This is a genomic window from Avibacterium volantium, assembly GCF_900635775.1.
GTDB lineage: Bacteria > Pseudomonadota > Gammaproteobacteria > Enterobacterales > Pasteurellaceae > Avibacterium > Avibacterium volantium.
Window position 1 is genome coordinate 2,155,925 of record NZ_LR134167.1, and the last position, 25,250, is coordinate 2,181,174.

At 41.5% G+C, this 25,250-nt stretch carries 28 protein-coding genes and 1 pseudogene; 3 read left to right on the forward strand and 26 right to left on the reverse strand.

Features of this window, described 5'->3' with window-relative positions; all coding sequences use genetic code 11:
- Positions 1 to 10: 10 nt before the first annotated feature.
- Positions 11 to 583 carry a hypothetical protein gene (locus ELZ61_RS10260; protein ID WP_126373411.1) on the reverse strand — a complete coding sequence of 191 codons (573 nt, stop codon included), beginning with the start codon at positions 581 to 583 and terminating at the stop codon, positions 11 to 13.
- 308 nt (positions 584 to 891) lie between these two features.
- On the opposite strand from ELZ61_RS10260, the gene ELZ61_RS10265 reads away from it, so the two are divergent.
- Positions 892 to 2,100, forward strand: coding sequence for an IS256 family transposase (locus tag ELZ61_RS10265; protein ID WP_126373413.1), 1,209 nt, complete (start codon positions 892 to 894; stop codon positions 2,098 to 2,100).
- A 71-nt stretch (positions 2,101 to 2,171) separates the two neighbouring features.
- Here the strand turns inward: ELZ61_RS10265 and ELZ61_RS10270 are convergent.
- A pseudogene (locus ELZ61_RS10270) lies at positions 2,172 to 2,531 on the reverse strand (multicopper oxidase domain-containing protein); the annotation flags it as partial.
- Between the two features lie 137 nt (positions 2,532 to 2,668).
- Positions 2,669 to 3,067, reverse strand: coding sequence for a MerR family transcriptional regulator (locus tag ELZ61_RS10275; protein WP_013746097.1), 399 nt, complete (start codon positions 3,065 to 3,067; stop codon positions 2,669 to 2,671).
- A gap of 69 nt (positions 3,068 to 3,136) precedes the next feature.
- Here ELZ61_RS10275 and ELZ61_RS10280 point away from each other — a divergent pair, with 69 nt between their 5' ends.
- On the forward strand, positions 3,137 to 3,751 hold the full coding sequence (locus ELZ61_RS10280; protein ID WP_039096602.1) for a cation efflux transmembrane domain-containing protein: 615 nt from the start codon (positions 3,137 to 3,139) through the stop codon (positions 3,749 to 3,751).
- A gap of 85 nt (positions 3,752 to 3,836) precedes the next feature.
- On the opposite strand, the gene arsB is transcribed toward ELZ61_RS10280, so the two are convergent.
- Genes arsB through ELZ61_RS10295 form a run of 3 tightly spaced genes read right to left on the reverse strand, consistent with a single transcriptional unit; the run spans position 3,837 to position 5,636 of the window.
- A complete protein-coding gene (gene arsB, locus ELZ61_RS10285) occupies positions 3,837 to 4,850 on the reverse strand; it encodes an ACR3 family arsenite efflux transporter (protein ID WP_065233445.1) in 1,014 nt (337 codons plus the stop codon).
- 1 nt (position 4,851) lies between these two features.
- Positions 4,852 to 5,262, reverse strand: coding sequence for an arsenate reductase (glutaredoxin) (gene arsC / locus ELZ61_RS10290; RefSeq protein ID WP_065233444.1), 411 nt, complete (start codon positions 5,260 to 5,262; stop codon positions 4,852 to 4,854).
- A 50-nt stretch (positions 5,263 to 5,312) separates the two neighbouring features.
- Positions 5,313 to 5,636 carry an ArsR/SmtB family transcription factor gene (locus ELZ61_RS10295; protein ID WP_126373687.1) on the reverse strand — a complete coding sequence of 108 codons (324 nt, stop codon included), beginning with the start codon at positions 5,634 to 5,636 and terminating at the stop codon, positions 5,313 to 5,315.
- Positions 5,637 to 5,765: 129 nt separating this feature from the next.
- Here ELZ61_RS10295 and ELZ61_RS10300 point away from each other — a divergent pair, with 129 nt between their 5' ends.
- Positions 5,766 to 6,419: an IS1595 family transposase gene (locus tag ELZ61_RS10300; protein WP_126373415.1), complete on the forward strand. Its 654-nt coding sequence runs from the start codon at positions 5,766 to 5,768 to the stop codon at positions 6,417 to 6,419.
- Here ELZ61_RS10300 and ELZ61_RS10305 read toward each other — a convergent pair.
- The 20 genes from ELZ61_RS10305 to bioA all read right to left on the reverse strand — a co-directional run bounded on the left by ELZ61_RS10305 (position 6,387) and on the right by bioA (position 24,823).
- Positions 6,387 to 6,755 (reverse strand): hypothetical protein, encoded by a 369-nt coding sequence (locus ELZ61_RS10305; RefSeq protein ID WP_174896879.1) that lies wholly within the window; start codon positions 6,753 to 6,755, stop codon positions 6,387 to 6,389. The two genes, ELZ61_RS10300 and ELZ61_RS10305, sit on opposite strands and share 33 nt — an antisense overlap.
- Before the next feature lie 116 nt (positions 6,756 to 6,871).
- Positions 6,872 to 7,756 carry a protease modulator HflC gene (hflC, locus tag ELZ61_RS10310; RefSeq protein WP_126373417.1) on the reverse strand — a complete coding sequence of 295 codons (885 nt, stop codon included), beginning with the start codon at positions 7,754 to 7,756 and terminating at the stop codon, positions 6,872 to 6,874.
- Complete coding sequence (gene hflK / locus ELZ61_RS10315; RefSeq protein WP_164550738.1) at positions 7,756 to 8,979, reverse strand: FtsH protease activity modulator HflK; 1,224 nt, start codon at positions 8,977 to 8,979, stop codon at positions 7,756 to 7,758. Before hflK ends, hflC begins: the two co-directional genes overlap by 1 nt.
- Positions 8,980 to 9,074: 95 nt before the next feature.
- Positions 9,075 to 9,809, reverse strand: a complete 735-nt coding sequence (locus tag ELZ61_RS10320) for a 4'-phosphopantetheinyl transferase family protein (RefSeq protein ID WP_126373421.1) — start codon at positions 9,807 to 9,809, stop codon at positions 9,075 to 9,077.
- A gap of 30 nt (positions 9,810 to 9,839) precedes the next feature.
- A complete protein-coding gene (locus ELZ61_RS10325; protein ID WP_103853734.1) occupies positions 9,840 to 10,103 on the reverse strand; it encodes a DUF5339 family protein in 264 nt (87 codons plus the stop codon).
- A gap of 73 nt (positions 10,104 to 10,176) precedes the next feature.
- Positions 10,177 to 12,057: a molecular chaperone HtpG gene (gene htpG, locus ELZ61_RS10330; protein ID WP_126373423.1), complete on the reverse strand. Its 1,881-nt coding sequence runs from the start codon at positions 12,055 to 12,057 to the stop codon at positions 10,177 to 10,179.
- 155 nt (positions 12,058 to 12,212) lie between these two features.
- Positions 12,213 to 13,540 (reverse strand): IS3 family transposase gene (locus ELZ61_RS10335; RefSeq protein WP_126373425.1). Its coding sequence is split into 2 segments (ribosomal slippage): positions 12,213 to 13,090 and positions 13,090 to 13,540, totalling 1,329 coding nucleotides; the frame shifts between segments, so codons are not numbered across the junction.
- An 88-nt stretch (positions 13,541 to 13,628) separates the two neighbouring features.
- Positions 13,629 to 14,969 carry an anaerobic C4-dicarboxylate transporter gene (locus ELZ61_RS10340; RefSeq protein WP_126373427.1) on the reverse strand — a complete coding sequence of 447 codons (1,341 nt, stop codon included), beginning with the start codon at positions 14,967 to 14,969 and terminating at the stop codon, positions 13,629 to 13,631.
- A 163-nt stretch (positions 14,970 to 15,132) separates the two neighbouring features.
- The gene (gene acpP, locus ELZ61_RS10345) at positions 15,133 to 15,363 is read right to left on the reverse strand and encodes an acyl carrier protein (protein WP_005544465.1); all 231 of its coding nucleotides are present in this window, start codon (positions 15,361 to 15,363) and stop codon (positions 15,133 to 15,135) included.
- A 311-nt stretch (positions 15,364 to 15,674) separates the two neighbouring features.
- A complete protein-coding gene (gene fabG / locus ELZ61_RS10350) occupies positions 15,675 to 16,403 on the reverse strand; it encodes a 3-oxoacyl-ACP reductase FabG (protein WP_115248669.1) in 729 nt (242 codons plus the stop codon).
- Positions 16,404 to 16,426: 23 nt separating this feature from the next.
- The gene (fabD, locus tag ELZ61_RS10355) at positions 16,427 to 17,371 is read right to left on the reverse strand and encodes an ACP S-malonyltransferase (protein ID WP_103853738.1); all 945 of its coding nucleotides are present in this window, start codon (positions 17,369 to 17,371) and stop codon (positions 16,427 to 16,429) included.
- A gap of 47 nt (positions 17,372 to 17,418) precedes the next feature.
- Positions 17,419 to 18,369 carry a beta-ketoacyl-ACP synthase III gene (locus ELZ61_RS10360; RefSeq protein ID WP_126373429.1) on the reverse strand — a complete coding sequence of 317 codons (951 nt, stop codon included), beginning with the start codon at positions 18,367 to 18,369 and terminating at the stop codon, positions 17,419 to 17,421.
- Between the two features lie 30 nt (positions 18,370 to 18,399).
- Positions 18,400 to 19,434, reverse strand: a complete 1,035-nt coding sequence (plsX, locus tag ELZ61_RS10365; protein WP_103853740.1) for a phosphate acyltransferase PlsX — start codon at positions 19,432 to 19,434, stop codon at positions 18,400 to 18,402.
- A 25-nt stretch (positions 19,435 to 19,459) separates the two neighbouring features.
- Positions 19,460 to 19,630: a 50S ribosomal protein L32 gene (gene rpmF / locus ELZ61_RS10370; RefSeq protein ID WP_103853741.1), complete on the reverse strand. Its 171-nt coding sequence runs from the start codon at positions 19,628 to 19,630 to the stop codon at positions 19,460 to 19,462.
- 17 nt (positions 19,631 to 19,647) lie between these two features.
- On the reverse strand, positions 19,648 to 20,172 hold the full coding sequence (gene yceD, locus ELZ61_RS10375) for a 23S rRNA accumulation protein YceD (RefSeq protein WP_126373431.1): 525 nt from the start codon (positions 20,170 to 20,172) through the stop codon (positions 19,648 to 19,650).
- 83 nt (positions 20,173 to 20,255) lie between these two features.
- Positions 20,256 to 20,903 carry a dethiobiotin synthase gene (bioD, locus tag ELZ61_RS10380; RefSeq protein ID WP_126373433.1) on the reverse strand — a complete coding sequence of 216 codons (648 nt, stop codon included), beginning with the start codon at positions 20,901 to 20,903 and terminating at the stop codon, positions 20,256 to 20,258.
- 14 nt (positions 20,904 to 20,917) lie between these two features.
- Complete coding sequence (gene bioC, locus ELZ61_RS10385; protein WP_126373435.1) at positions 20,918 to 21,676, reverse strand: malonyl-ACP O-methyltransferase BioC; 759 nt, start codon at positions 21,674 to 21,676, stop codon at positions 20,918 to 20,920.
- The gene (locus tag ELZ61_RS10390; protein ID WP_126373437.1) at positions 21,677 to 22,366 is read right to left on the reverse strand and encodes a DUF452 family protein; all 690 of its coding nucleotides are present in this window, start codon (positions 22,364 to 22,366) and stop codon (positions 21,677 to 21,679) included.
- Positions 22,357 to 23,541 carry an 8-amino-7-oxononanoate synthase gene (gene bioF, locus ELZ61_RS10395; protein WP_126373439.1) on the reverse strand — a complete coding sequence of 395 codons (1,185 nt, stop codon included), beginning with the start codon at positions 23,539 to 23,541 and terminating at the stop codon, positions 22,357 to 22,359. Before bioF ends, ELZ61_RS10390 begins: the two co-directional genes overlap by 10 nt.
- Entirely contained in the window at positions 23,534 to 24,823 is a 1,290-nt protein-coding gene (gene bioA / locus ELZ61_RS10400; RefSeq protein ID WP_126373441.1) for an adenosylmethionine--8-amino-7-oxononanoate transaminase, read from the reverse strand. Before bioA ends, bioF begins: the two co-directional genes overlap by 8 nt.
- Between the last annotated feature and the right edge of the window lie 427 nt (positions 24,824 to 25,250).

A 25,250-nucleotide genomic window follows, 5' to 3' on the forward strand; every position in this document is an offset into this window, starting at 1 on the left:
AGCATTGTTGCTAATCTACTACAGCCCCATTTTTTATATAAATATATGTAATACTGTCACTATTTTCTTTTTTGTCTAATTTAAATGATGTTTTATTATCAAAATAAGGATTAATTTCATCAATGATTATTTTTTCAAGTATTCTTTTTTCTTTGAAAAATGTGAATATAAAGCCATTAAATAATCTAAGGTTTAATTTATTATTATGAGAGATTTGAATAAATCCTACTACAGGTTTATTTGAAATTTTCAATACAATAGAATTTATATTCTCTAGAGGAATGTGATGACATATTTGTCTATTTTTGAAAACAATGATTGAATCTTCATAAAGTTTTATGCTATATTTTGAACTTATGACAAATTGGTTTATTATAAGAAGAAGTATAAAGGAAATACCAAGTATAAGCCCATAAACTTTAGAAATATCAATAACAGAAGGTTTTTTGACAATGTCATAATTAAATATTTGTTCAATAAAAGGAGCTATTAAGAAAAAAAGGACTATCCAAACTGACATTGCTAAAATCAGCTTGCTTATTGTTAAAGCTTTAAACTCATATTGACTATTATATTGTTTCATATTGAAGTCATTTAAACTTTTTTGGAAAATAAAAAAGGGTTGACGAAATTTGTGTTGCAAAACATAATCATTTCAAAGTCAACCCCATGTTGTATAAAATACTCGACAAAGATACAATAAAAAATGAAATAATTCCACATTTGCCACGAGCAAAAAGAGGCTTTCAAGATCCGTAGGATGGGCTTCAGCCCATCAAAGGGGATAAATTACATTAAATGATGGGCTAAAGCCCATCCTACCCGAGCCTCTCCCACAATTTGTGTAAATGCCTGTTTCTGAGATAATACATTAGATACAGGTATTTTATTATGAACGAAAAACAACTCCACGCCTTGGCAGCAGAATTTGCCAAAAACCTCAAAACGCCGGAAGACCTTAATCAGTTTTCTCGAATGCTCAAAAAAATCACGGTCGAAGCAGCCCTAAACGCGGAACTGACTGACCACCTTGGTTATGAAAAACATCAGCCACGAAAAGGCAAAAATGCGCGTAACGGCTATACGTCCAAAACTGTGATGTGTGATGAGGGTGAAATGGAAATTGATACCCCTCGTGACCGTGAGGGCACCTTTGAACCGCAGCTTATCAAGAAAAACCAAACCCGAATTACCGGAATGGACGAGCAGATTATCGCCTTATATGCCAAAGGCTTAAGCAATCAAGAAATCGTCGAAATGTTCAAAGAACTCTATGATGCTGATGTGTCAACGAGCTTGATTTCTCGCGTGACAGATTCGGTTAAAGAGCGCGTCTTGGAATGGCAAAATCGCCCGCTTGATGCGGTGTATCCGATTGTTTATTTAGATTGCATCGTGGTCAAAGTGCGTCAAGACGGGCGGATTATCAACAAGTCCGTCTTTGTGGCGTTGGGTGTGAATTTGGAGGGGCATAAAGAATTACTCGGACTCTGGATTGCCGAAAACGAAGGCGCGAAGTTCTGGGCAAACGTGCTAACAGAGCTGCAAAATCGCGGTTTAAAAGACATTTTAATTGCGTGTGTGGACGGTTTAAAAGGCTTTCCTGACGCCATTAATGCCGTTTATCCCCAAACCAAGATTCAGCTTTGCATTGTGCATTTGGTGCGTAATAGTTTGAAATATGTGTCATGGAAAGATTACAAGGCGGTGACTGCGGATTTAAAACAGGTGTATCAAGCCCCGACGGAGATGCAAGCACGCGAGAATTTGACCGCACTTTCGCAAAAATGGCAGGAAAAATACCCGCTTGTAGCGAGAGGTTGGGAGGAGAATTGGGCGAATATCGCGACATTTTTTGATTATCCGTCGGATATTCGCAAAGCGATTTATACCACCAATGCGGTGGAGTCACTCAATAGCGTGATTCGGCGAGTCATTAAAAAACGCAACGTATTCCCGACGGATGAGTCGGTGTTCAAGGTAATATGGCTGGCGATGAAAGATGCGTCAAAGAAATGGACAATGCCGATTCAAAACTGGAAACAGGCAATGAATCGTTTTATGATTGATTTTGGTGATCGCCTCGACGATCACCGTTAAGTTGAAATGGGTGTTTACACAGAATTTGGGATAGGGTCCGAAAATCCCTCTATTTTTATAGTTAGATACCACTATTCCACTTTAAACATCCCCATCATACCGAGGTTTTCATGTTCTAAAATATGGCAATGGTACATTTTCAACCCAGTATGTCCTTGCTTAAAGCGAACAATCACTTTTTCATAAGGGCGTAAATTAACCACATCTTTTAACGCTCTGCCTTCTGGCTTAAAGGTTTTACCGTTTAACGTATGTTGAATTACTTCAAATTGAGTGCCATGCAAATGGAATGGATGATCCATATGGCTTTCATTGAAGATTTCCCACTGTTCCACTTCATTCAATTTGGTAACAAAATCAATACGGTTCATATCAAAGGTTTGACCGTTGATTAAGAACATCCCATCCATCATTGGCGGAATAGGGTTATTCTAACCTGAAATTAGATTTCCCTAGTTATCTAGTACAGCCCCTTAAATATTTGTTTAAAACACCGTTTGGAGCAATTCAAGCGGTGTTTTCGTGTGGAAATTTTGCAAAAATGAACTTTCAGGCTGCCTGAAAAACATTATCCTTTATCTTTAATACTTTTAATGATTTGACAATTTTCAATTTCTTTATTTTGACAACCAATAATTTGTTCCAAAAATGATTTAACTTCTTGTAATTGCTTAATTTGTTCGTTGATATGTGATAAATGTTTTTGGGTTAATTCATCAACATCATCACATTGATGATTGGGAGTTGTTTGAAATGTCAATAAGACCTGAATGTCATTTAAAGAAAAACCGATATTGCGACAAGTTTTAATAAAGCGTAATTGTTCTAGCTGATTTTCATCAAAAACTCGGTAGCCATTAGCTTGAAAAGTTGGCTTGATTAAGCCTTGTTTTTCATAATAACGAATGGTTTCTAAATGCACGCCTGTTTGTTCACTGGCTTGTTTAATTTGAAAAATTTTTGACATTGTACTTGACTCTGTAATAACTACGGAGTTTATATTATAGCAAATTTCAATCATCTTTCGGAGTTTGTTATGGCGTGCCAAAGTTGTTGCAGTTCAAATCAGCCCATTCATCAATCACCCAAGTACAAAAAAGCCTTGTGGATTGTCTTGATATTAAATTTATCAATGTTCTTTGTGGAAATTGTAATGGGGATTAAATCGGGTTCAACTTCGCTGTTGTCGGACAGCTTGGATTTCTTGGGCGATAGTGCCAATTATTTGATAAGTTTGATTGTTTTGCCAATGGCATTAAGTTACCGTGCCAAAGCATCTATGGTTAAGGGGCTAACGATGGGCGTTTTTGGCTTATTTATTTTAATTACAACCATTTATCGTGCGTTTTATGGGGAAATTCCCAGTTATAGCGAAATGAGTATTGTGGGATTTTTGGCGTTATTGGTGAATGTGTCGGCATTGTTGATATTATTAAAATTCCGTGATGGCGACAGTAATGTCCGAAGTGTATGGGTATGTTCTCGCAATGATGCGATTGGTAATGTGGCAGTGATTTTGGCTGGCATAGCAGTTTATTTTTTTCAATCAAAATATCCTGATTTAATTGTGGCGTTTATTTTGGCATTTTTAGCATTACAAGCCAGTCAAGAAATCATCAAAAGGGCTTGGGTGGAAGTAAAAGTCAGTTAATTTATAAACACCGTTTGAATTTGATTTTCAAGCGGTGTTTTTGTTTGAGAATTTTGCAAAATAACTTTCAGGCAGCCTGAAAAACCTACACCCCTTTATTTTCCAGCGATTTTCGGTTTATCCACCACACCAGCGACAACATCACAGGCACTTCAACCAACACGCCCACCACCGTTGCCAATGCCGCCCCTGAATTTAAACCAAATAAAGCAATCGCCACCGCCACCGCCAATTCAAAAAAATTGCTTGTGCCGATTAAGCAAGCAGGGGCGGAAATGGCGTGGGGCAATTTAAGCCATTTTGCCCAAATCGCACTCAAGGCAAAAATGCCGTAAGTCTGCACCAATAAAGGAATGGCAATCAGCAGGATAATCATCGGCTTATCCACAATGGTTTGTGCCTGAAACGCAAACAACAGCACCACCGTCAATAACAATCCCAAGATAGACAAAGGCTTAAAACGCTGGCTGAATTGGCGAATTTTGTGTTCATCTTGCAAAGATTTGCGAGTGGCAACTCCCACAAGCAAAGGCAACACCAAATACAGCAACACGCTAAAAAACAGCGTATCCCACGGGATTGTGATGTCGTTGATACCCAAAAGTAGCCCAGCAATCGGGGCAAAGGCAAAAATCATAATCACATCATTTAAAGACACTTGCACCAGCGTGTAATTGGGGTCGCCTTTGACCAGTTGAGACCAAACAAAAACCATTGCCGTACAAGGTGCAACCCCAAGCAAAATCATACCTGCAATGTATTCGTTTGCCGATTGTTCATCTACCCAGCCAGCAAAAAACACCTTAAAAAACAACCAGCCAACAAGTGCCATCGTAAAAGGCTTAATCAACCAATTCACCGTTAAAGTCAGCCACAGCCCTTTGGGATTGTGGCGGATATTTTTAATGGCAAGCCAGTCAATTTGTATCATCATCGGATAAATCATCAGCCAAATCAGCACCGCAATCGGCAAATTGATTTGAGCCACCTGCATTGTGGCAATCCATTGAAAATAAGGCGTAAACCAAATACCCAGCCCCACGCCAAGCAAAATCGCCAACCCCACCCACACACTCAAAAATCGTTCAAAAATGCCCATTTTATGCCCCTTGTACGCGGATGATTTCGCCATCTTCTTTGACAAAATCACTGTGTAATACCACAGGTGAAATGCTCAGAAACACTTCGCTTGGACGGCACAAACGCACGCCTTTTTCGGTGATGACAATCGGGCGGTTGATTAAAATGGGGGCGGTTAGCATTGCCTTGATGATGTCGTTGTCACTCACCTCGTTGTCCAAATTAAATTGTTGATATTCAGGCACATTACTTCGCAAAAGCTCTCTGGGCGTGATGTTCATTTGCTTAATCAGTTGGCGTAGTGTGCGTTCATCGGGCGGGGTGTCCAGATAATGAATAATGGTCGGCTCAATGCCCAAATGGCGAATCAAAGCCAGCGTGTTGCGAGAAGTACCACATTTGGGATTGTGATAAATGCTGATTGGGTGCATAGTATGTTCCTTACTTCAAGAGTTATTGAAATGAATGGGCAAAAAATTTGCTAACACGATTGGCAAAATTTTTCGCAATCGCCACCGCTTACGTTTTCACAACAGCGATGCAATAAAAACTCAATCAAGCCGTTCATCATCGCCAAATTGGCGAAATAACGGACAAATTTTCCCTGCTGTTCACTGTAAACAAGGTTGGCGTTTGCCAAAGTTTTTAAGTGAAACGACAGATTATTGGGGGCAAGATTGAGCTGTTTTGCCAAATCGCCCGCCACCATACCACGCCCCCCTTCGGCGGTCAGAGCTTGGAAAATGGCAAGGCGTGTGGGCGAAGCAAGACTTTCAAACAGTTTGCTGGCGTGTTCGGTGTTCATATTCATAGGCGGTTAGTATAGCAGGGTGTGTTTTTCATTTCAATAGGTATTGAAATGATGTTTGTGTGTTCAGGTAGCCTGAAAAATTTAGGGGCTGTAGTAGATTAGCAACAATGCTATACTACAAAAATGAAGATAACATATTGTAAATTAAAGAAATCCATACAGAAAAAACTGTTTGAGTTTTTTGTCGCAGAAGTTACTGCAAGAACAGCAGCAAATTTGCTAGATATTCAACCGAATACAGCCGCTTTGTTCTACCATAAAATCAGGCTTGTGATTGGCTATCATTTATCCCTTGAAGTTAACGAGATTTTTGAGGGGGAAATTGAACTAGACGAAAGCTATTTTGGTGGTCATCGAAAGGGAAAACGAGGACGAGGAGCGGCTGGAAAAGTTGCTGTTTTTGGGTTACTAAAACGACAAGGAAAGGTATTTACTGTTGTGGTTGAAAACACCAAGAATGAAACATTACTCCCTGTTATTAAAAGAAAAATCAAGCCTGATAGCTGGGTTCATACGGACACTTATCGCAGTTATGATGCGCTTGATGTGAGTGAATTTCACCACGAACGAATCAATCATTCCGAGCTATTTGCGGTGAAACAAAATCATATTAATGGCATTGAAAATTTTTGGAATCAGGCGAAGCGGATACTGCGAAAATATAATGGAATTAACCGAAAAAACTTTCCTTTATTCTTGAAGGAATGTGAATTTCGGTTTAACTTTGGGACACCAAAAGAGCAGTTAAAAATATTGCGAAAATGGTGTGAAATTTAGGGCTAATCTACTACAGCCCCAATATTTAAGCTGTTTTTCTGCGAGTTTGAGTAATAGTGATTGCTGCTCATTCAAAACGGGTAGCGCAAATCCAGCTGAACGCTCTTTCCAATAATAGGTATAAGGCTTGCTATCGTTGTTACATTCTAAATCGTCAAAATGTAAGCAAAGTGCTTGTAGCGTTCTCTGAATACTACGTAAATCACGATTAAAGCCTAAATCTTTCAGTTTTTCGTGAATCGTTTTTGCCTCTATGCTCGCTGGCAGCCTAGGAATAATCCTTAAAATTTCTATCTGCAAAAGCGTAGCATCAATATCTTTTGGTCGAGTTGTCATAATTTTATAATTTCCTCTAGCTTCAATTATAAAATTATAGCAAAAGCAAGTGAATATTTTGTGAGAATAGTGAGGAGTTTAGGGCTAATCTAATATAGATATAGCCCTTATATATTTTACTTCGGCGCTTGCATAAAGCGGAAGAAGTCGCTGTCTGGTTTGAGAATCAGCATATTGTTTGATTCTGCAAAGCTTTTTTCGTAGGCTTTCATACTACGCACAAAGCTGTAAAATTCAGGTTCTTGCGCAAAGGCATCGGCGTAGAGTTTGGCGGCGGCGGCATCACCGTTACCGCGCAATTCTTGTGCCGTTTTATTGGCGGTGGCCAGAATCACTGTAACTTTACGATCCACATCGGCTTGGATAAATGCGGCTTTTTCTTTACCTTGTGAACGATGTTCACGGGCCACTGCATCACGCTCTGCACGCATACGCTGGTAGATTGATGAAGACACTTCATCAGGGAGATTGATTTGTTTTACTCGTACATCAACCACTTCAATCCCTAATTCTGAGGTGCTATCTTGCCCTGTATTCAAGGCTTTGCGCGCACCAACCATTAATTCGCCGCGTGTCCCTGACACAATGTCTTTAATGGTGCGTGAACCCACTTCAGAGCGTAAACGGTCATTCACTTTACGGCGTAATAAGTTAGACGCTTGAGTATAATCGCCACCACCTGTTGCGGTGAAGAAACGGCCGAAATCACTGATTCGCCATTTCACATAAGAATCCACTAAAAGATCCTTTTTCTCAACGGTAACAAAGCGATCTGGCGCGCCATCAAGGGTGCGAATACGCGCATCTAACACTTTCATTGAGTCAATAAATGGGATTTTAAGGTGTAAACCTGGCTCATACACCTCCACTTTATTGTCAGAATCACGATGAACTTTACCGAAACGCAACATAATACCGCGCGTGCCTTCATCTACAATCACAAGGCTAGAATAAATCACCGCAAGCAATACCAGTAAAACAGGGGTTAAAATCTTACGCATTAGTTAAATCTCCCTTGGCGATTTTCAGATGATTGTTGATAGCTCTCACTGTTGGAAAAAGAGCGAGTTTCGGAATAAATTTCCTGATTTTTCACCGCACTTTGTGAATTTGATGAGTTAGGTGCGGTGCTTTTTGGGCTATTTTTTTGCGATAAAATTTTATCGAGCGGCAGCACACTTAAATTATTTCCGTTGCTATCAAGCAATACTTTTGGCGTGTTTGCCATCACTTTTTCCATCGTTTGAATATATAAGCGATCACGCAATAATTGCGGCGCGGCTTTAAATTCAGGCAATAAGCGTTGGAAACGTTCCACTTCCCCTTGAGCATTTAACACCACTTGATCTTTATAGGCGGTGGCTTCTTCAATAATGCGTTGTGCATTACCACGTGCGATTGGCTCTTGCTCGCGGGCATAGGCTTCCGCTTCACGAATATAGCGTTGCTCATCTTCTTGTGCTTTGATCGCATCATCAAAGGCGGCTTTCACTTCTTCAGGTGGGCGCGCAGATTGGAAGTTCACATCAAGCACTTCTAACCCCATATCATAAGGCTGAATAATGCCATTCAAGGCTTTCCAAGTGTCTTCACGCACAATAGAACGCCCTGTGGTTAAAATATCGTCCATTGACATATGGCCAATCACATAACGCAACGCACTGTCGGTGGCTTGGTTTAAGCTGTCATCTGCATTGGTTACGCTGAATAAATATTTCGCTGGATCACTCACTCGATATTGCACGGTCATTTCCACTTTCACCATATTTTCATCGCGAGTAAGCATTGCGCCTTGGGTTTTCAGCTCTTTCACCTGTTCCACATTAACGGGGATCACTTTATCTACGAAAGTCGGTTTCCAGTTCAAACCCGGTTGTACGATTTTTTCCAGCTCACCAAAACGTAACACCACGCCACGCTCTGCTTCTTTTACGGTATAAAAACCGCTCACGCCCCAAACAATCGCACCAATCACCGCGGCAACAGGTAACAATTTACCTAAGCCGAATGACAGGCCTTTGCCACCGCTATTATGGTTGCCACCATTTTGGCCACCACCGAGTTTTTTCAATAAATTACTAAAGACTTCTTCAAGATCAGGTGGGGATTGTTCCTGCTTATTGCGCTTATCCCATTGGTTATTTGGATCGGATTTGTTATCCGATTGATTTGGGTTGCTCCCTGGTTTTCCCCAAGGATCTTGATCTGAACCATTAAAGGACATTCTTTTCTCCATTTGTCAAAAAATTGTTACAAGTCTAAACAAAATAATAAGTGAAGTCTAGGGCGGATTGCCCGCTTTTCCTTCCCTTTAAACCGTCAAAATTTCGTTAAAGTGCGGTTCACTTTATAGCAAATTTTTTGCCTTAATTCAGTGGAAATTAAACTTTTATCATTCCAATACAAATAATGCGCTGTTGCCAGGGTTTCATTAGCAAAAACGGCCAAATAAAAGGGCAATTCTTGCGTAAATATGGCTTCCCCTTGCGGGCAATAGGCTGAAAATAATTGTAGGCTATCAGCTTGGTGATCCACTTCCGATAATTTCACAATGCCTACACCTTGTGATTTCAACAGCGCTTCACGCAAACACCAAATACGATAAAAAGCCGTTCTTTTGTCGAACTGCTTGGCAAACCATTGTTGTTCTTGTTCGGGAGCGAAATGACCAAGCAAGGCGGCATAATCCCGTTCTTTTTGCGGAAATTCAATGTCAATTCCCACCGCACTTTGGTTTTCATTTTTTTCATTAACCTTGAGCATCACTGCCACCCAATCGCCTGAATGACTGATATTAAAATCAATATTCGGTTTGGGGAAATGCGGCCGTTGGGTTGGGCTATATTGAATGTCTGCTAAAAGTGCGGTGGAAATTTTTGCGGTTTTTAATAATTGCCATAGCAAAAAATGTGCCACCCAACGGCAACGATAACGTTGCAACAAACGTGGTTGTTCAGGCGGTGCTTGACGTAATTTATAGCTTAATAATTCTGTGGGAATTTGGCTAAAAGGATAAGCCTGTTGAATATTTCCCCACGCAATAAAAATGCTCATTGACGCTCCTTGTTACGCAGGGAAAGAAAATTAATGTTGAAAACGTGCCAAACGCGCACGGCAGAATTGTTCTTGTTTCTCAGCAGAGAGTTTTGTAAATTCTTTGCGATATTGTGCAAAATCCTGTTGCAACGCCTGCAAGGTTTCCGCTGGTAAGGTGGATGTGGCAACATTCTCATCTAAAATATTAAAATAGGTTTGGCAGCTGTTAGCTAATTTAGCCGATTGAGTAACATTCAGCACTGAACTACAAGCAGATAACAATAAGCTGATAACGACAATAAATTTTTTCATACCATTCCTTTTTATAAGTCAAAAAATAAGCGTTGCCTAGTTTTAGACAACGCCTCTATTCTAACCTAATTTATTAAGATAACAACTCATTTACACGTTTAATGAATGCGGTTGGATTTTCCAGCGATCCGCGCTCCGCAAACATGGCTTGCTCAAGCAGTAATTCCACCCAATTTGCAAAGGCTGCATCGTCTGTCATCTCCGCCACTTTTTTCACTAACGAATGATCTGGATTTAGCTCAAAGGTATATTTCACTTCTGGCACTGGCAGCCCACTCATTGCAAACAATTTCGCCATTTGTGTGGTCATTTGATCGTTATCCGTTGAAACCACCGCTGGGGTATCCGTTAAACGATGGGTTAAACGTACCGCTTTCACGCGATCCCCCAATAAGGTTTTCACGCGTTCAACGAAAGCACCAAAGGCTTCATCTTGTGCCTTTTGTTCTTCCTGTTCTTGATCCGCTAAATCGCCTAAATCAAGATCGGACTTGGTGATTGGCTGCAATGGTTTGCCATCAAATTCGGTGAGATAACTTACCATCCATTCATCAATACGATCAGAAAGCAACAACACTTCAATGCCTTTCTTATTAAACAACTCTAAGTGCGGGCTATTTTTCGCCGCAATATAGCTATCTGCCGTGATGTAATAAATGGCTTTTTGACCTTCTTTCATTCGCGAAACATAATCTTGCAAGGAAACAGTTTGCTCGCTGCTATCATTATGGGTTGAAGCAAAACGATATAAACGGGCAATTTGCTCGCGGTTAGCCACATCTTCCGCCACACCTTCTTTTAATACCAAGCCAAATTCTTTCCAGAATCGTAAATATTGCTCTGGATTGTCTTTCGCTAATTTTTCTAACATTTGTAATGAACGCTTGGTAAGCGCTTTACGCAAGGCGGCGGTTACTTTGTTATCTTGCAGAATTTCGCGAGAAACGTTGAGCGGTAAATCATTACTATCAATTAAACCACGAATAAAACGCAGATAATTCGGCATAAATTGTTCCGCATCGTCCATAATAAACACACGTTGCACATAGAGCTTCAAGCCTTGTTTGTGATCACGGTTAAAGAGATCCCAAGGGGCTTTAGACGGCACATAAAGCAGGCTGGTATATTCTTGATTTCCTTCTACTTTATTGTGCACCCATAAAAGCGGATCCGCAAAATCGTGGCTTAAATGTTTGTAAAATTCTTTATATTCTTCATCAGAGATTTCGCCTTTTGAGCGTGTCCACAAGGCTTGGGCTTTGTTGATCTTTTCCCATTTCACGCCAGTTTCTTTGCCTTCATCATCATATTCTGGCGTCAAAATTTCTACTGGCAAACCAATATGATCGGAATATTTGCTGATGATTTCACGCAAACGCCACGCGTTGGCAAACTCTTTATCTTCCGCACGCAAGTGCAATGTGATCTCCGTTCCACGATCTTTTTTCTCAATGTTTTCAACGGTATATTCACCTTCACCAGTGGATTCCCACAACACACCTTGATCTGCTGGCACACCTGCGGCACGGGTTTTCACGGTTACTTTATCCGCCACAATAAAGGCAGAATAAAAACCAACACCAAATTGTCCGATAAGCTGGCTGTCTTTCGCTTGATCCGCGCCAAGTGCGCTCAAAAATTCTTTCGTTCCTGATTTCGCAATCGTCCCTAAATGATCGATCACTTGCTCACGCGTCATTCCAATTCCGTTATCGCTAATGGTGATCGTTCCTTTTTCTTCATCAAAGCTGATACGCACTTTTAAATCGCCATCACCTTCATATAATTCTGGTGCAGAAAGCGCTTTAAAACGCAACTTGTCCGCCGCATCAGACGCATTTGAGATTAGCTCACGCAGGAAGATTTCTTTATTCGAGTAAAGTGAGTGGATCATTAATTGAAGTAATTGTTTAACTTCAGATTGAAATCCACGAGTTTCTTGATTTTTGTTCATATTGTATCCTCTCTTTTGCAATGGGATCTTATATAGGAATAAATAAAGGAATTTCAACGGGGGATTTTTTGTTCGGTGAAAGTTTAAGCATTTCTGCTGTAATAAAAATGCGGTGAAAAATGATCTGCCCCCAAAAAGTTAGACTATATTCTAATTTAATTCAAGGACTGAGTTCTGTATTCCACAGGGCTTAGTCCTTTGAGCTTCACTTGAATACGCTCATTGTTGTAGTAATGAATGTACTCGTGAATCACTTTTTCAAGCTGTTCAAAGGTTTCAAACCGCTTGCCAAAGTAACATTCCGTCTTCAATCGCCCGAAAAAGCTTTCCATCGCACCATTATCAAGGCAATTACCTTTTCTCGACATACTTTGCTTAATACCGTGTTTTTTCAATATCTCCCGATAACTCATCATTTGATACTGCCATCCTTGGTCGGAATGCAGTATCGGTTTTTCCCCCGCTAATCGGTTCACCGCTTGGGTCAACATTCTGGTTATCTGCTCAAAATTCGGACTTCTCGCCACATTATAAGCAATAATTTCGTTATTAAACAAGTCTTTAATCGGCGATAAATACACTTTGCCTTCCGCACATTTGAACTCGGTGATATCCGTTACCCACTTCTCATTCGGCATCGTTGCCGTAAAATCCCGTTGCAACAGATTATCGGCAATTTGTCCCACTTTGCCTTGGTAAGAACGATATTTTCTCTGCTTACTTTTTCCTTTTAACCCCAAACGTTGCATTATCGCTTGCACCCTTTTGTGGTTGATAATCAAGTATTTCCTTAATTCCAAGGTAATTCGACGATAACCATAATTTTCGTCATTTTTGCGATAAATTTCCTCTATTTTCTGTGAAATCGCTACATTTTTATCCGACTTTGGCTTGAGATGATAAAAGAACGAACTGCGTGCCAATCCGATTAGCCTGAGTAACAATTCCAACGGGAAATGCGAGCGTAAGGCATTTACGATGACGGCTTTTTCTGCATTTTTTGTTGGTTGAGTTCCTGCAACTTTTTTAGCATTGCATTCTCCGCTTCTAATTCCAAAATTCGGTAACGCAAGCGTTCTTCTTCTGTTTTGGGCGTTGGTGGCATTTTAGGTGAGTTGAGTTTCATACTTGGACGACCTTTAGGTTTGAGTAATAACCCATCTATACCTTGTTTTTCAAAGCGTTGCAACCATTGACTAATTATCCCTGAACTGGGGATATCAAAGCGAAAGCAGGCGGCTTCAGCGGAGCACTGGCCTTTTTTGATAGCTTGAATAACCTTTAATTTAAACTCAACAGAATAATATCGTTTTTTACCTAACACAGCTAATCCATTGATTCCATTATGATTAAATTTCGCAATCCAACGTGCTAACGTTCTTTGGGGAAGCTGAAAATACTGGCGAGTAAGCGAACGGTTTTTTCCATTTTGATGATAAAAGTCGAGCACTTGTTGTTTGAAACGTTGAGTATATTTAGTCATAAAAAATCTGCACCTTAATCAATTGGTTGTTTAGTCCAACTTTTGGGGTGCAGATCAAAATCACCGCACTTTGCTATTATGAAATGAGTTATCTAATCACAATCTGTGCAATGGTATATCCAACCATACAAGCTACCACGACCCCAATTAGCCCCGGCACCATAAAGCTGTGGTTGAAGTAGTATTTCCCAATTTTGGTTGTACCTGTTACGTCAAAGTTCACCGTTGCGATGTCTGACGGATAATTTGGAATAAAGAAATAACCGTAAGTGGCTGGCATTAAGCCCACTAATAATGGCGCTGGTAAGCCTAGACCAATTCCCACTGGCAACATCATTACTGCGGTGGCGGCTTGGCTGTTGATCACCACGGATACGGCAAACAATGCAAAGGCGAATGTCCAAGGGTAAGTGCTTACCATTTCAGTAATGCCTGCTTTAAATTGTGGCATTGCGAATTTGAAGTAAGTATCACTCATCCACGCAATCCCGAAAATCGCAATAGCAGCCACCATACCTGATTTAAACACCACGCCATTTGGCACGATTTGCGGATTGGTTTTAGTCACCAATAAAATAATCCCACCAAAACATAGCATCATCATTTGAATGATGTAAGACATTGAAATCGGTTTGATTTTTTCACCCACGCCAACTGTACGAATTTCTGGGAACATTGCGATGAACACAATCACAACAAGGGCTAATAAGAATAAATAAACCGATTGTTTCGCCGCTGGTGGCAAGGTTTCATTTAAAGTGGTGCTAGTGGTATTTAAAATACGCTCACGCCAAATTGGATCTTGCAAACGGCGTTGGTATTCTGGATCTTGCTCAAGTTCTTTACCACGGCGCATACTATAAAGCGATAAGGCAATAGTTCCCGCCAAGGTTGCTGGCACAGTTACGCAAATAATATCCAACAAGCTGATATGATCGAAGCCCGGCAACTCCGTGATACGCCCTAAATAAAACACCACGGCCGCAGATAATGGGCTGGAAGTAATCGCTAATTGCGATGCCACAGAAGCCGCTGCCATTGGGCGTTCTGGACGAATTTTATTTTTCAATGCTACATCACCAATGATCGGCATAATAGAATACACCGAATGGCCTGTTCCGAGCATAAAGGTCATTAAATAAGTTACCAATGGCCCAAGCAAGGTAACCCGTTTCGGATTATTACGCAGAATTTTTTCCGCCACTTGCAGCATAAATTTCAGCCCGCCTGCTGCTTCTAATACGGAAGCACAGGTTACCACGGCTAATATGATCAGCATTACATCAATCGGGGCTTTTCCTAATGGCATACGCAACACGAAAACTTCAATTGCCAAGCCAATTCCCGATACCACACCCAAACCAATACCACCGTATCGGCTACCGATATAAAGCATTAATAATAGAAACAAAAATTCTAAATAAAGCATAGTCTATCCCTAAAATGAGTTATAAAAATTTCCGTTAGCAATCATACTTTATTTACAATTTTCTACAATATTCTTGGTGGGATTATTTGATGAAAAGGCTATCTAAATCAAATTTTTATGGAGGAAAAAAAATTAAGGCGGTTTTTACACCGCCTTAATGTGATTATTGGTTGTTTTGAACATAATCAATTGCTGATTGAACAGTGGTGATTTTTTCAGCTTCTTCATCAGGAATTTCGATATCGAATTCTTCTTCTAAAGCCATCACTAATTCAACAGTGTCTAAAGAGTCTGCACCTAAATCTTCAACGAAAGAAGCTTCTGGTTTAACGTCTTCTTCTTTAACACCTAATTGTTCAACAATGATTTTTTTTACGCGTTCTTCAATGCTCATTTGCTTTTCCTATTATAGTTAGCCATAAAATAATGGTTTTATAGTGTATGTATTTTTAGCTAAGTTGCAACCTATTTTTGCAAGGTCAAACCACAAATCAACTAACAAAAATACATTCGCTAAAAATAAGTTACGTTACTTTGCTAACGCAACAGCCAACGTAAACAATTTACATCGCTGGGGGCGATTTTAGCATTAAGCCCCCCGCTTGGCTATGCTTTCGTGCAAGAAATTGTTTTAAATCAAAGATTAAACAGAAAATCTTTTCCGTGATAGAATAAATTTTCCTTTTAAATCTTAGGGTTATGGCATTACGCCATATACATTCCACCATTAACGTGTAGGGTAGAACCAGTGATGTAACCTGCATCATCAGAGGCTAAAAATGCCACTGCTTTGGCAATATCTTTTGGTTCGCCTAAACGACCCGCAGGCACGTTAGCCAAGGTTGCCGCTTTTTGTTCTTCCGTTAATGCGTCTGTCATATCTGTGGCAATAAAGCCAGGAGCAACCACGTTTACGGTGATTCCGCGTGAAGCCACTTCTTTGGCAAGGGCTTTGCTGAAACCAATTAAACCTGCTTTTGCCGCGCAATAGTTCGCTTGTCCGGGGTTACCCATTGAGCCAACCACCGAGCCAATGGTGATAATGCGTCCAAAGCGTTTTTTCATCATTGAACGTAACATTGCTTTGGAAAGATGGAATACCGATGTGAGATTAGTTTGCAAAATATCAAACCATTCTTCATCTTTCATTCGCATTAATAGGTTATCACGGGTGATCCCTGCGTTATTAACAAGAATGTCAATATCGCCGAAATCAGCTTTGATTTGTGCAAGCACAGCATCAATAGATTGCGCGTCTGCAACATTCAATACAAGGCCTTTGCCTTTTTCACCTAAGTAAGCTGAAATGCTCTCAGCTCCTTTTTCAGAAGTGGCTGTGCCGATCACAAATGCGCCTTTTGCACTTAATTCTTCTGCAATCGCGCGTCCAATCCCACGGGTTGCCCCTGTTACTAACGCAATTTTACCTTGCATAATTGTTCTCCTAATTGTCTTTTTTAGGCTTCGGTTAATACCGCGTGCGCTTTTTCTAGCGATGCTACATCATTGACGGCAACGGCGGTTAATTCTTTCACAATACGGCTTGTTAAACCGGTAAGCACTTTATTTGGGCCAATTTCTACTAACACTTCAATGCCATTTTGAGCCATTTTTTCTACGGTTTCAGTCCAGCGTACAGGGCTGTATAGCTGACGAATAAGTGCGGTGCGAATTTCTTCACTTTTTTCTTCTGCTTTCACATCAACATTATTGATCACCGCAACTTCAGGGGCTTTAATGGCAATGCTTTCTAACGATACGGCAAGTTGATCTGCCGCTGGTTTCATTAAGGCACAGTGAGAAGGCACGCTCACCGCTAAAGGTAAGGCTCGTTTTGCGCCAGCTTCTTTACAGGCTGCTGCTGCACGTTCTACGGCTGCTTTTGCGCCTGCAATCACCACTTGCCCCGGTGAGTTAAAATTCACTGCTGAAACCACTTCGCCTTGCTCGGCGTCTTTACAAGCTTTGATGATTGATTCGTTATCTAAACCAATAATAGCATACATTGCGCCTGTGCCTTCTGGCACGGCTTGTTGCATTAATTTTCCGCGTAATTCCACTAATTTAATGGCATCTTGGAAATCAATGACACCTGCGCAAACTAAGGCAGAATATTCGCCAAGGCTATGGCCTGCCATTACACTTGGTTTTAAATCTGGATATTGTTGTTGCCAAACACGATAAATTGCCACGGAAGCGGCTAAAAGTGCGGGCTGAGTTTGCCAAGTTTTGTTTAATTCTTCCGCAGGGCCTTGTTGTACGAGTTGCCATAAATCATAACCAAGTACTTCAGAGGCTTGCTTAAAAGTTTGTTCTACAACGGGAAATTGATTAGCTAAATCCGCTAACATTCCCACTGCTTGAGATCCTTGTCCTGGGAAAACCATTGCAAATTTTTTCATTCTTATATCCTATTTTCGATTTTGAGTTGCTATTCTAGCAGATAAATTTAAAAACGAACTAAGGCTGCACCCCAAGTCCAACCACCGCCAAAGGCTTCTAATAAGACTAATTGACCACGCTGAATACGTCCATCACGCACTGCTTCATCAAGGGCAGTTGGCACGGTGGCGGCACTGGTATTGCCATAGCGATCAAGGGTGATCACCACTTGCGACATATCCATTTCTAGTTTTTTCGCGGTGGCACTGATAATGCGTAAATTCGCTTGATGTGGCACTAACCAGTCAATATCTTTTTTATCTAAGTTATTGAAAGCAAGGGTTTCTTCCACCACGTTTGACAATTGGCTCACCGCCAATTTGAAAGTGGCATTGCCTTGCATTGAGATATAACCAGAATGGGTATCCTTAGGTTCAGCCTGTGGTAATACGAGCATATTATCGGTATCAGGCGAAGCGTGTAAGTGGGTGGAAATAATGCCTGTATTTTCATCAGCTTCTAAAATTACCGCACCTGCACCATCACCAAATAACACCACAGTGCTGCGATCGGTTTCATCAAGATGACGTGAGTTTAAATCCGCACCGATCACCAAGGCTTTTTTCACTTGCCCGTTACGCACGAATTGATCCGCCACTGAAAGGGCATACACAAAACCTGTACAAGCCGCTGCAACATCAAAGGCAATGGCATCTTTAATGCCAAGAAGGCCTTGAATTTGGCAAGCTGCACTTGGGTAAGAATGAGAATTCGTGGTTGTGCCAACCACAATGAGATCGATTTCTTGTGGATCGATATTGACCATTGCTAAGGCGTTTTGCGCTGCCGCTGCGCCCATTGTTGCAACGGTTTCATTCTCACCTGCAATACGGCGTTCTTTAATGCCTGAACGCGTGGTGATCCACTCATCTGAGGTATCCACCATTTTTTCTAAATCGGCATTTGTTCTCACTTGTTCTGGCGCATAGCTACCAGTGGCTAAAATTCTACTATACATAACAATTTCTAATGATTAATGAATTGAAAGCTAATATCTTTGCAAGCCAGCTAAAATCTTTTCAGGGATTTTTTGTCTTGCTTGCTGTGCCGCATCAGCAATGGCGTAAGCAAAGCCATCAATGTTAGCACTGCCGTGGCTTTTGACGACCACAGCGGTTAAACCAATTAATGACGCGCCGTTATATTGGTCTGGATTAATTTGTTTTAAGCGTTGATAGCTCCCTTTCAACAAGAAAGTTCGCACAAACCAGCGAAAAATCGGTTTTAAAATATGATTTGTTTTATTCAATGTTGGACTGCCTTTGAATAAAGAAATCACATTCTTTGCTGCGCCCTCTAAGGTTTTTAATGCTACATTGCCCACAAAACCGTCATTGACAATCACATCAGCTTTGCCATTGAGCAATAAATCTCCCTCAATAAAACCAATGTAATTTAAGGTGGGATTTTGCTTCAATAATTCTGCCGCATCACGAATAGATTTATATCCTTTAATTTCTTCGATGCCAATATTTAGCAACGCAATACGCGGAAAAACCAGATCTAAACAATTCTCGGCAAAAATTGATCCCATTAATGCAAATTGATAGAGATTTTCTGCACTACATTCAATATTGGCGCCAAGATCAAGCATTACGGAACGATCACCATTCATTGTGGGAATCACAGAAATTAACGCAGGACGCTCAATTCCTTTCAGCGGTTGCAATAAAATTTTAGCTAAACCCATTAATGCTGCCGTATTACCTGCACTCACGCACGCTTGCGCCTCGCCTTTTTGCACCGCTTCAATGGCTAAACGCATTGATGTGCCTTTGCTATGGCGCAGGGCATAAGACAAACCTTGGGTATTTTCAATGATTCTGCTGCAATGGCAAACCTTGATGCGATCTTGCAACGCAGTGGGGATATTTTCTAATAAAGGGAGAATTTTTTGGCTATCGCCAAATAATAAAAGAGAAAGCATCGGATCTTGTTCCAACGCTTTTATGGATGCTGGGATAGTAACACGGGGACCAATGTCCCCGCCCATCACATCTAACGCAAGGGTTAGACGGCTCAAGTGAATACCTTATATAAAAAAGGAATTACTTGTTGATCACTTTACGACCGCGGTAATAACCGTCAGCAGTAACGTGGTGACGTAAATGGGTTTCGCCAGTTGCTTTATCTACTGATACTGCTGCAGTAGTTAAGGCATCGTGTGAACGACGCATATCACGACGTGAACGAGATTTTTTATTTTGTTGAACAGCCATTGGCTATACTCCTAAATTTACTTTTGCTTTAAACTAGCTAATACAGCGAACGGGTTCGGTTTTTTTGCCAATTCTTCGGGCAATTCGCCAAAAACCTGTTCAGCCACGGACACTTCACAGTGTTCAGATGAATGCATTGGCACAATCGGCAGACATAACATCAATTCATCTTCAATTGTTGCCAGTAAATCTATTTCCCCAAACTCGTTAAGTTCAATAGGTTCATAAATCTCTGGTAACGCATCGGCTTGATCCAAATTAGAAACAGGGCTATATGCAAACTCGGCTTCCAAGATTTGGTTAAAAGGTTCACCGCAGCGCTGACAAGTGAGTTCCACTTCAACCTGAGCTTTGCCTTTCATTACCACTAATTTTTGTGAATCAATGAAAAATGATAATGTTACCTGTGCATCGCTGAGCACTTTATTTACTGATTCAGCTAGGCGACCAAGTTGGTTGATTGCATAATAGCCATCATAATCCAATCTACGCTGTGCATCCTTTACCGGATCAGTTGTAAGGGGTAGTTTTACCTTTTGCATAGGGCGTGCATATTACCTTTTGATGTTCAATTAGTCAAAGGAAATTATGATTTTTTATGCGAAAAGTGCGAATTTCCTTTTTCTTAAATTTGATCTTGTTTTTCTAAACGGAAAAATTCTGCTTGGGGAAAATGTTGGTGCAAATAATTTTCCAAATAACGCGCCGTTTCATCATTGATGGTTTCATCGCCTAAGGGATAGCGATTATAAATTAATCCTTTTAATTCAATATGATACTGTTTGCAGGCTAACAAACTAAGCAAGGTGTGATTAATACTGCCCAGTTTTCCTGAGGTTACTAAAATCACAGGATAGCCTTGCGCGGCCACATAATCTAAGGTGGTGTGCTGTTCATCATAAGGCACGCACAGGCCACCTGCGCCTTCCAATAGCACATAATCATAACGCGCTGCCAGCTCGTCTGTTGCTTGGCGGATAAGTGCGGTGCAAATTTCACGATTTTCTAGGCGCGCGGCGAGATGCGGCGAACAAGGGTAAGAAAATAAATAAGGGCAGGTTAGCCCTTGCTGATCTTCGGGCAATAGCTCAATGCCTTGCAATTTGCGGTGTTGCACAATGTCTTCAGAAATTTCTTCACAGCCTGTTTGGATCATTTTTTGCGTAATGACCGAAAAACCTTGTTCCGCGAGTTTTTTCGCATACCAGCCTGTGGCGATGGTTTTTCCTACATCGGTGTCAATGCCCGAAATAAAGATCACTTGCCCTGTCATTTTGTTTCCCCTTGCTATAATTTTTGTGCCAAAATAAAAAGTGGCTGATAATTCAACCGCACTTGTCCTTGCGGATTTTCATATTGCGCTTTGTAATCTGCAATAAATTGTTGCAATCGTCCCTTTGTCCAACGTCCTTGCCCTGTGGCAGTTACGCCAGTGGCTTTGAGATGTTGCAACACCGCTAACGGATTAGAAAAATACAACGGCATCGCTTGTTCAAATAAGGCTTTGATCTCAAATCTTTCACTCAGCCATTGTTGCCATTGCTCCAAATCAGGATAATCCAAGCCAATTCCCGTTAATGCACGAATTTCGGCTAAATTTTGTGGGGCAAAGGTGCTAATCAGCAAGATGCCATTTTCACGCAATAAATCGGCACATTTATTGATGAAACCGTGCGGATCAGCAAACCACTGCACCGCAGAAGCGGAAGCGATGAGATCATAATGCGCAGGAAACGGATAGTTTTCCCCATCGCCTTGATAAAAAACAACATTCTCTTGTGGAAATAGGGCGTTAAGTTGGCTTTTCACATCGCATAAATCGTTAAATGCCCAAGATTTCACTTGTAAATGTTGCGCTAAAAGTTGGCTAAAATGCCCCGTGCCACAACCAATTTCCAGCACTTGTGAAAAAGCCGTTCTGCCCGTTTGCAATAACAGCTGTAACAGTTGCTGATTAATTTGCTGCTGCGCTTGTGCTTGGCTGTCGTAGCTCTGCAAGGCTTGGCTAAAGCATTGCGCAACGCGAGATTTATTTACCGCCTTCATTTAAAATAACTCAGCCCATGCGTGAAATTGCGCAAAAGGATAGTGCGGCAATGGCATTGTTTGTAAGACAAATTCTGTGCCATTTTGCACCGCACTTTGCTTTTGCTCAGCGGCATAAGTTTGCCAAAAGTTGAGCTGATTTTGGCTAGGGAAAATACGATCTTTCTCCCCAATAATGGCTTTTGTCCAGTTCAGCGATTTTCCATTATCTTGCTGAATAGATTGATAAAGTTCGCCTAATTCTGACCGCACTTGCTGCCAATCACGTTGCCCTGCTAATTGGCTATATTGCTCGAACGTGGCGCTATCACCGCACATTCTGCGCTGAAATTTGGCTAAATTACGTTCATCTAGCTGTTCTAGAGTGCCGATAAATACCGCTTGCGGAATGCCCATAGCATCATCACAAGGCTTGCCTGTGCCGTTAATGGCAGTCGCGCTGACAAAGGGCGTTTGCCCAAGTACTTTATTTGCCACCCACACGCCCATTGACCAAGCCACCACACGGATCTGCGAATAAGGGGAAAGATCCACATTAAATATCAGATCTTGATAGTCATAGCACAGCAGTAAATCGGTGTTTTCTGGTAACGCTAAGTGAGAAACCGCACTGGCTGGCGTTCCCCAGCCCGCAAAATAAATGATTAAATTTGGATTATTATCTGCGCGCTTGATTAATTCTATTTGCATTGTTGTTGCTCAAATTCCATTAAGGTTGTGAGAAAAGCGTCCACTTCTTGCTCTGTCATATCCGCTGTTAAAGAAACGCGAATGCGTGATGTACCTTTTGGTACCGTAGGCGGACGGATCGGCAAACAATAATAGCCTTGTTGTTGCAAGGCAAGCGCCGTTGCCACGGTTTTTTGATTATCACCGATAATATAAGGAATAATACCGCTTTCGCTCAGAATCGATTGGGCTAAATTCTCGCGAAAAAAGCACCGCACTTTTTTGCTTAGCTGATGTAAATGTTGGCGGCGCGTAGCAAAGTGCGGGAGTTTTTCAAACAGAAATGTGCTCCACGCCACACACAATGGCGGCAGTGCGGTAGAAAAAATCAGCGGTCGCATTTTATTAATTAAATAATCTTTAATGAGCTGATCGCACACCACATAAGCGCCCATTGATGCCAAGGCTTTGCCAAAGGTGCCAACTAAAAAATCGATCTCTTGCACGCAACCTTGCTGTTCCGCAATGCCTAATCCTGTGTTGCCATAAGCCCCGATGGCGTGGGCTTCGTCCACATAAAGCATCACATTGCCAAAGCGATGTTTCAACGCTACAAGCTGGCGTAAATCTACCACATCACCGTCCATACTAAAAATGCTTTCGGTAACGATGATCATTCGTTGGTAATGGGCTTGATGTTTTGCTAATAAGGTTTCTAAGTGATTGAAATCATTATGCCGATAGCGCACGAAATCTGCCTCGCTCAAACGAATGCCATCAATGATACTGGCGTGAACCAGTTTATCCGCCACGATCAGGGTTTTCTTATTTGCCACGGCGGGTAAAATGCCGATGTTGGCGTGATAGCCACTATTAAACAACAAGCACGCCTCACGTCCAAATCGGCTTGCCATCAGGCTTTCGAGCTGTTCGTAAATGGCGAAAGATCCCGTTAATAACCTTGAGGAAGAGGAAGTAAAGTGTGGTAGGTTTTCGCCATAGTTTTTTAAAAATTCGCTTTTTAACGCGTCATCATTGGCAAGACCTAAATAATCATTAGAAGACATATTGAGCATTGTGCGTCCGTCTTTGACGATCATTTTGCCTTGATGATCTAACTGTGGAAGCTGACGAAACTGCCCTTGAGCTTTAAGTTCAGCCAGTGTTTGTGCAAAATCAGCCAAATGATTATTCATTGTAAACCTCTTTGAGTACCGCCAATAAGCCTTGCGTGAGCTGGCTGAGCTGGGCGGACGAAATAATAAAAGGAGGCATAATATACACCAAATGCCCAAAAGGACGTAGCCAAATGCCTTTTTCTACAAATTTTGGTTGCAATACAGCTAAATCCACTGGGGCTTTCATTTCTAACACGCCAATAGCGCCTAATACGCGTACTTCTTTCACCGATTGGAAATTTTTTGCTGCCGCCAGTTCGGTTTTTAATTGCTGTTCAATGGCGTTTACCTTGCCTTGCCAATCGCTTTCCAATAATAAATCAATGGATGCACTGGCAATGGCGCAAGCGAGCGGATTGCCCATAAAGGTTGGCCCGTGCATAAAACATTTTGCTTCGCCGTTGCAAATGGTTTCGGCAATATGTGCGGTGGTGACGGTGGCGGAAAGGGTTAAATAGCCGCCTGTTAAGGCTTTGCCTAAGCAGATAATATCAGGCTTGATGTTGGTATATTCTGTGGCAAACAGTTTGCCTGTACGCCCAAAGCCTGTGGCGATTTCATCAAAAATCAGCAAGACGCCATATTCATCACACAAGGCGCGCGCTTTTTCTAAATAGGTCGGCGAATAAAAATACATTCCCCCCGCACCTTGCACAATCGGCTCTAAAATTAAGGCGGCAATTTCACCGCTCTTTTCTGCCAGTAAATCTTTGAGCGGCTGAATATCAGCCTCTTGCCATTGTCCGTCAAAGGTGGTTTTCGGTTGCGGTAAAAAATATTGCACGGGCAGGCCTTTGGCAAACAGACTATGCATTCCGGTAATCGGATCGCACACGGACATTGCGTGCCAAGTGTCGCCGTGGTAGCCCGAACGAATGGTGGCGAATTTGTAACGCTGGCTTTCACCTTTGGCTTGCTGATATTGCACCGCCATTTTCATCGCCACTTCCACCGCCACCGAGCCACTATCGGCAAAGAAAATTTTATCCAAGCCCGCAGGCAATAATCGCACTAAACGCTGCGCCAATTCGCCAGCGGGATCGTGGGTAAATCCACCGAACATAATATGGCTCATTTTCTCTAACTGATCTTTCGCCGCTTGGTTCAATTTCGGGTGATTATAACCGTGTAACGCCGCCCACCAAGAAGACATTCCATCAATAAGCCGCTTGCCATTTTTCAACGTGATTTCCACCCCGTCCGCACGTTCCACCGCAAACATCGGCGCATCGCTGTTAATGCGTGAATAAGGGTGCCAGATGTGGTTTTTATCGATATTAAGGAGGGATTGTTCTTGCATTTTTAACCTGTTATTTCAGCAAACTTTAGGGAGAACGATGTATTCGCCCGCATCTCATATCATTTGGGGTAGGGACGGACCTGTGTCCGTCCGTATATCATCATTAATTTTCGGGCGAACACATAGGTGCCCCCCTACATCAATATAAACGAACACTGCTCTTTTTCACCTATCATTTCAGTAAATTCTAGGGAGAACGATGTATTCGCCCGCCTCTCATATCATTTTTTGTAGGGACGGACCTGCGTGTCCGTCCGTAATAAGCATTAATTTTCGGGCGCACACATAGGTGCGCCCCTACACCAATATAATAGAGAACGAGCAATGCTATTTTTAACCTATAATTTCAGTAAATTCTAGGGAGAACCGATGTAGTCGTCAGTATCTCATATCATTTTTTGTAGGGACGGACCTGTGTCCGTCCGTA

Excerpts from the sequence above, each read along its gene's own strand:
- ELZ61_RS10260 (WP_126373411.1), bottom strand. The coding sequence starts at position 583 with ATGAAACAATATAATAGTCAATATGAGTTTAAAGCTTTAACAATAAGC.
- ELZ61_RS10265 (WP_126373413.1), top strand. The coding sequence starts at position 892 with ATGAACGAAAAACAACTCCACGCCTTGGCAGCAGAATTTGCCAAAAAC.
- ELZ61_RS10275 (WP_013746097.1), bottom strand. The coding sequence starts at position 3,067 with ATGTCAAAAATTTTTCAAATTAAACAAGCCAGTGAACAAACAGGCGTG.
- ELZ61_RS10280 (WP_039096602.1), top strand. The coding sequence starts at position 3,137 with ATGGCGTGCCAAAGTTGTTGCAGTTCAAATCAGCCCATTCATCAATCA.
- arsB (WP_065233445.1), bottom strand. The coding sequence starts at position 4,850 with ATGGGCATTTTTGAACGATTTTTGAGTGTGTGGGTGGGGTTGGCGATT.
- arsC (WP_065233444.1), bottom strand. The coding sequence starts at position 5,262 with ATGCACCCAATCAGCATTTATCACAATCCCAAATGTGGTACTTCTCGC.
- ELZ61_RS10295 (WP_126373687.1), bottom strand. The coding sequence starts at position 5,636 with ATGAACACCGAACACGCCAGCAAACTGTTTGAAAGTCTTGCTTCGCCC.
- ELZ61_RS10300 (WP_126373415.1), top strand. The coding sequence starts at position 5,766 with ATGAAGATAACATATTGTAAATTAAAGAAATCCATACAGAAAAAACTG.
- ELZ61_RS10305 (WP_174896879.1), bottom strand. The coding sequence starts at position 6,755 with ATGACAACTCGACCAAAAGATATTGATGCTACGCTTTTGCAGATAGAA.
- hflC (WP_126373417.1), bottom strand. The coding sequence starts at position 7,756 with ATGCGTAAGATTTTAACCCCTGTTTTACTGGTATTGCTTGCGGTGATT.
- hflK (WP_164550738.1), bottom strand. The coding sequence starts at position 8,979 with ATGTCCTTTAATGGTTCAGATCAAGATCCTTGGGGAAAACCAGGGAGC.
- ELZ61_RS10320 (WP_126373421.1), bottom strand. The coding sequence starts at position 9,809 with ATGAGCATTTTTATTGCGTGGGGAAATATTCAACAGGCTTATCCTTTT.
- ELZ61_RS10325 (WP_103853734.1), bottom strand. The coding sequence starts at position 10,103 with ATGAAAAAATTTATTGTCGTTATCAGCTTATTGTTATCTGCTTGTAGT.
- htpG (WP_126373423.1), bottom strand. The coding sequence starts at position 12,057 with ATGAACAAAAATCAAGAAACTCGTGGATTTCAATCTGAAGTTAAACAA.
- ELZ61_RS10340 (WP_126373427.1), bottom strand. The coding sequence starts at position 14,969 with ATGCTTTATTTAGAATTTTTGTTTCTATTATTAATGCTTTATATCGGT.
- acpP (WP_005544465.1), bottom strand. The coding sequence starts at position 15,363 with ATGAGCATTGAAGAACGCGTAAAAAAAATCATTGTTGAACAATTAGGT.
- fabG (WP_115248669.1), bottom strand. The coding sequence starts at position 16,403 with ATGCAAGGTAAAATTGCGTTAGTAACAGGGGCAACCCGTGGGATTGGA.
- fabD (WP_103853738.1), bottom strand. The coding sequence starts at position 17,371 with ATGAAAAAATTTGCAATGGTTTTCCCAGGACAAGGATCTCAAGCAGTG.
- ELZ61_RS10360 (WP_126373429.1), bottom strand. The coding sequence starts at position 18,369 with ATGTATAGTAGAATTTTAGCCACTGGTAGCTATGCGCCAGAACAAGTG.
- rpmF (WP_103853741.1), bottom strand. The coding sequence starts at position 19,630 with ATGGCTGTTCAACAAAATAAAAAATCTCGTTCACGTCGTGATATGCGT.
- yceD (WP_126373431.1), bottom strand. The coding sequence starts at position 20,172 with ATGCAAAAGGTAAAACTACCCCTTACAACTGATCCGGTAAAGGATGCA.
- bioD (WP_126373433.1), bottom strand. The coding sequence starts at position 20,903 with ATGACAGGGCAAGTGATCTTTATTTCGGGCATTGACACCGATGTAGGA.
- bioC (WP_126373435.1), bottom strand. The coding sequence starts at position 21,676 with ATGAAGGCGGTAAATAAATCTCGCGTTGCGCAATGCTTTAGCCAAGCC.
- ELZ61_RS10390 (WP_126373437.1), bottom strand. The coding sequence starts at position 22,366 with ATGCAAATAGAATTAATCAAGCGCGCAGATAATAATCCAAATTTAATC.
- bioF (WP_126373439.1), bottom strand. The coding sequence starts at position 23,541 with ATGAATAATCATTTGGCTGATTTTGCACAAACACTGGCTGAACTTAAA.
- bioA (WP_126373441.1), bottom strand. The coding sequence starts at position 24,823 with ATGCAAGAACAATCCCTCCTTAATATCGATAAAAACCACATCTGGCAC.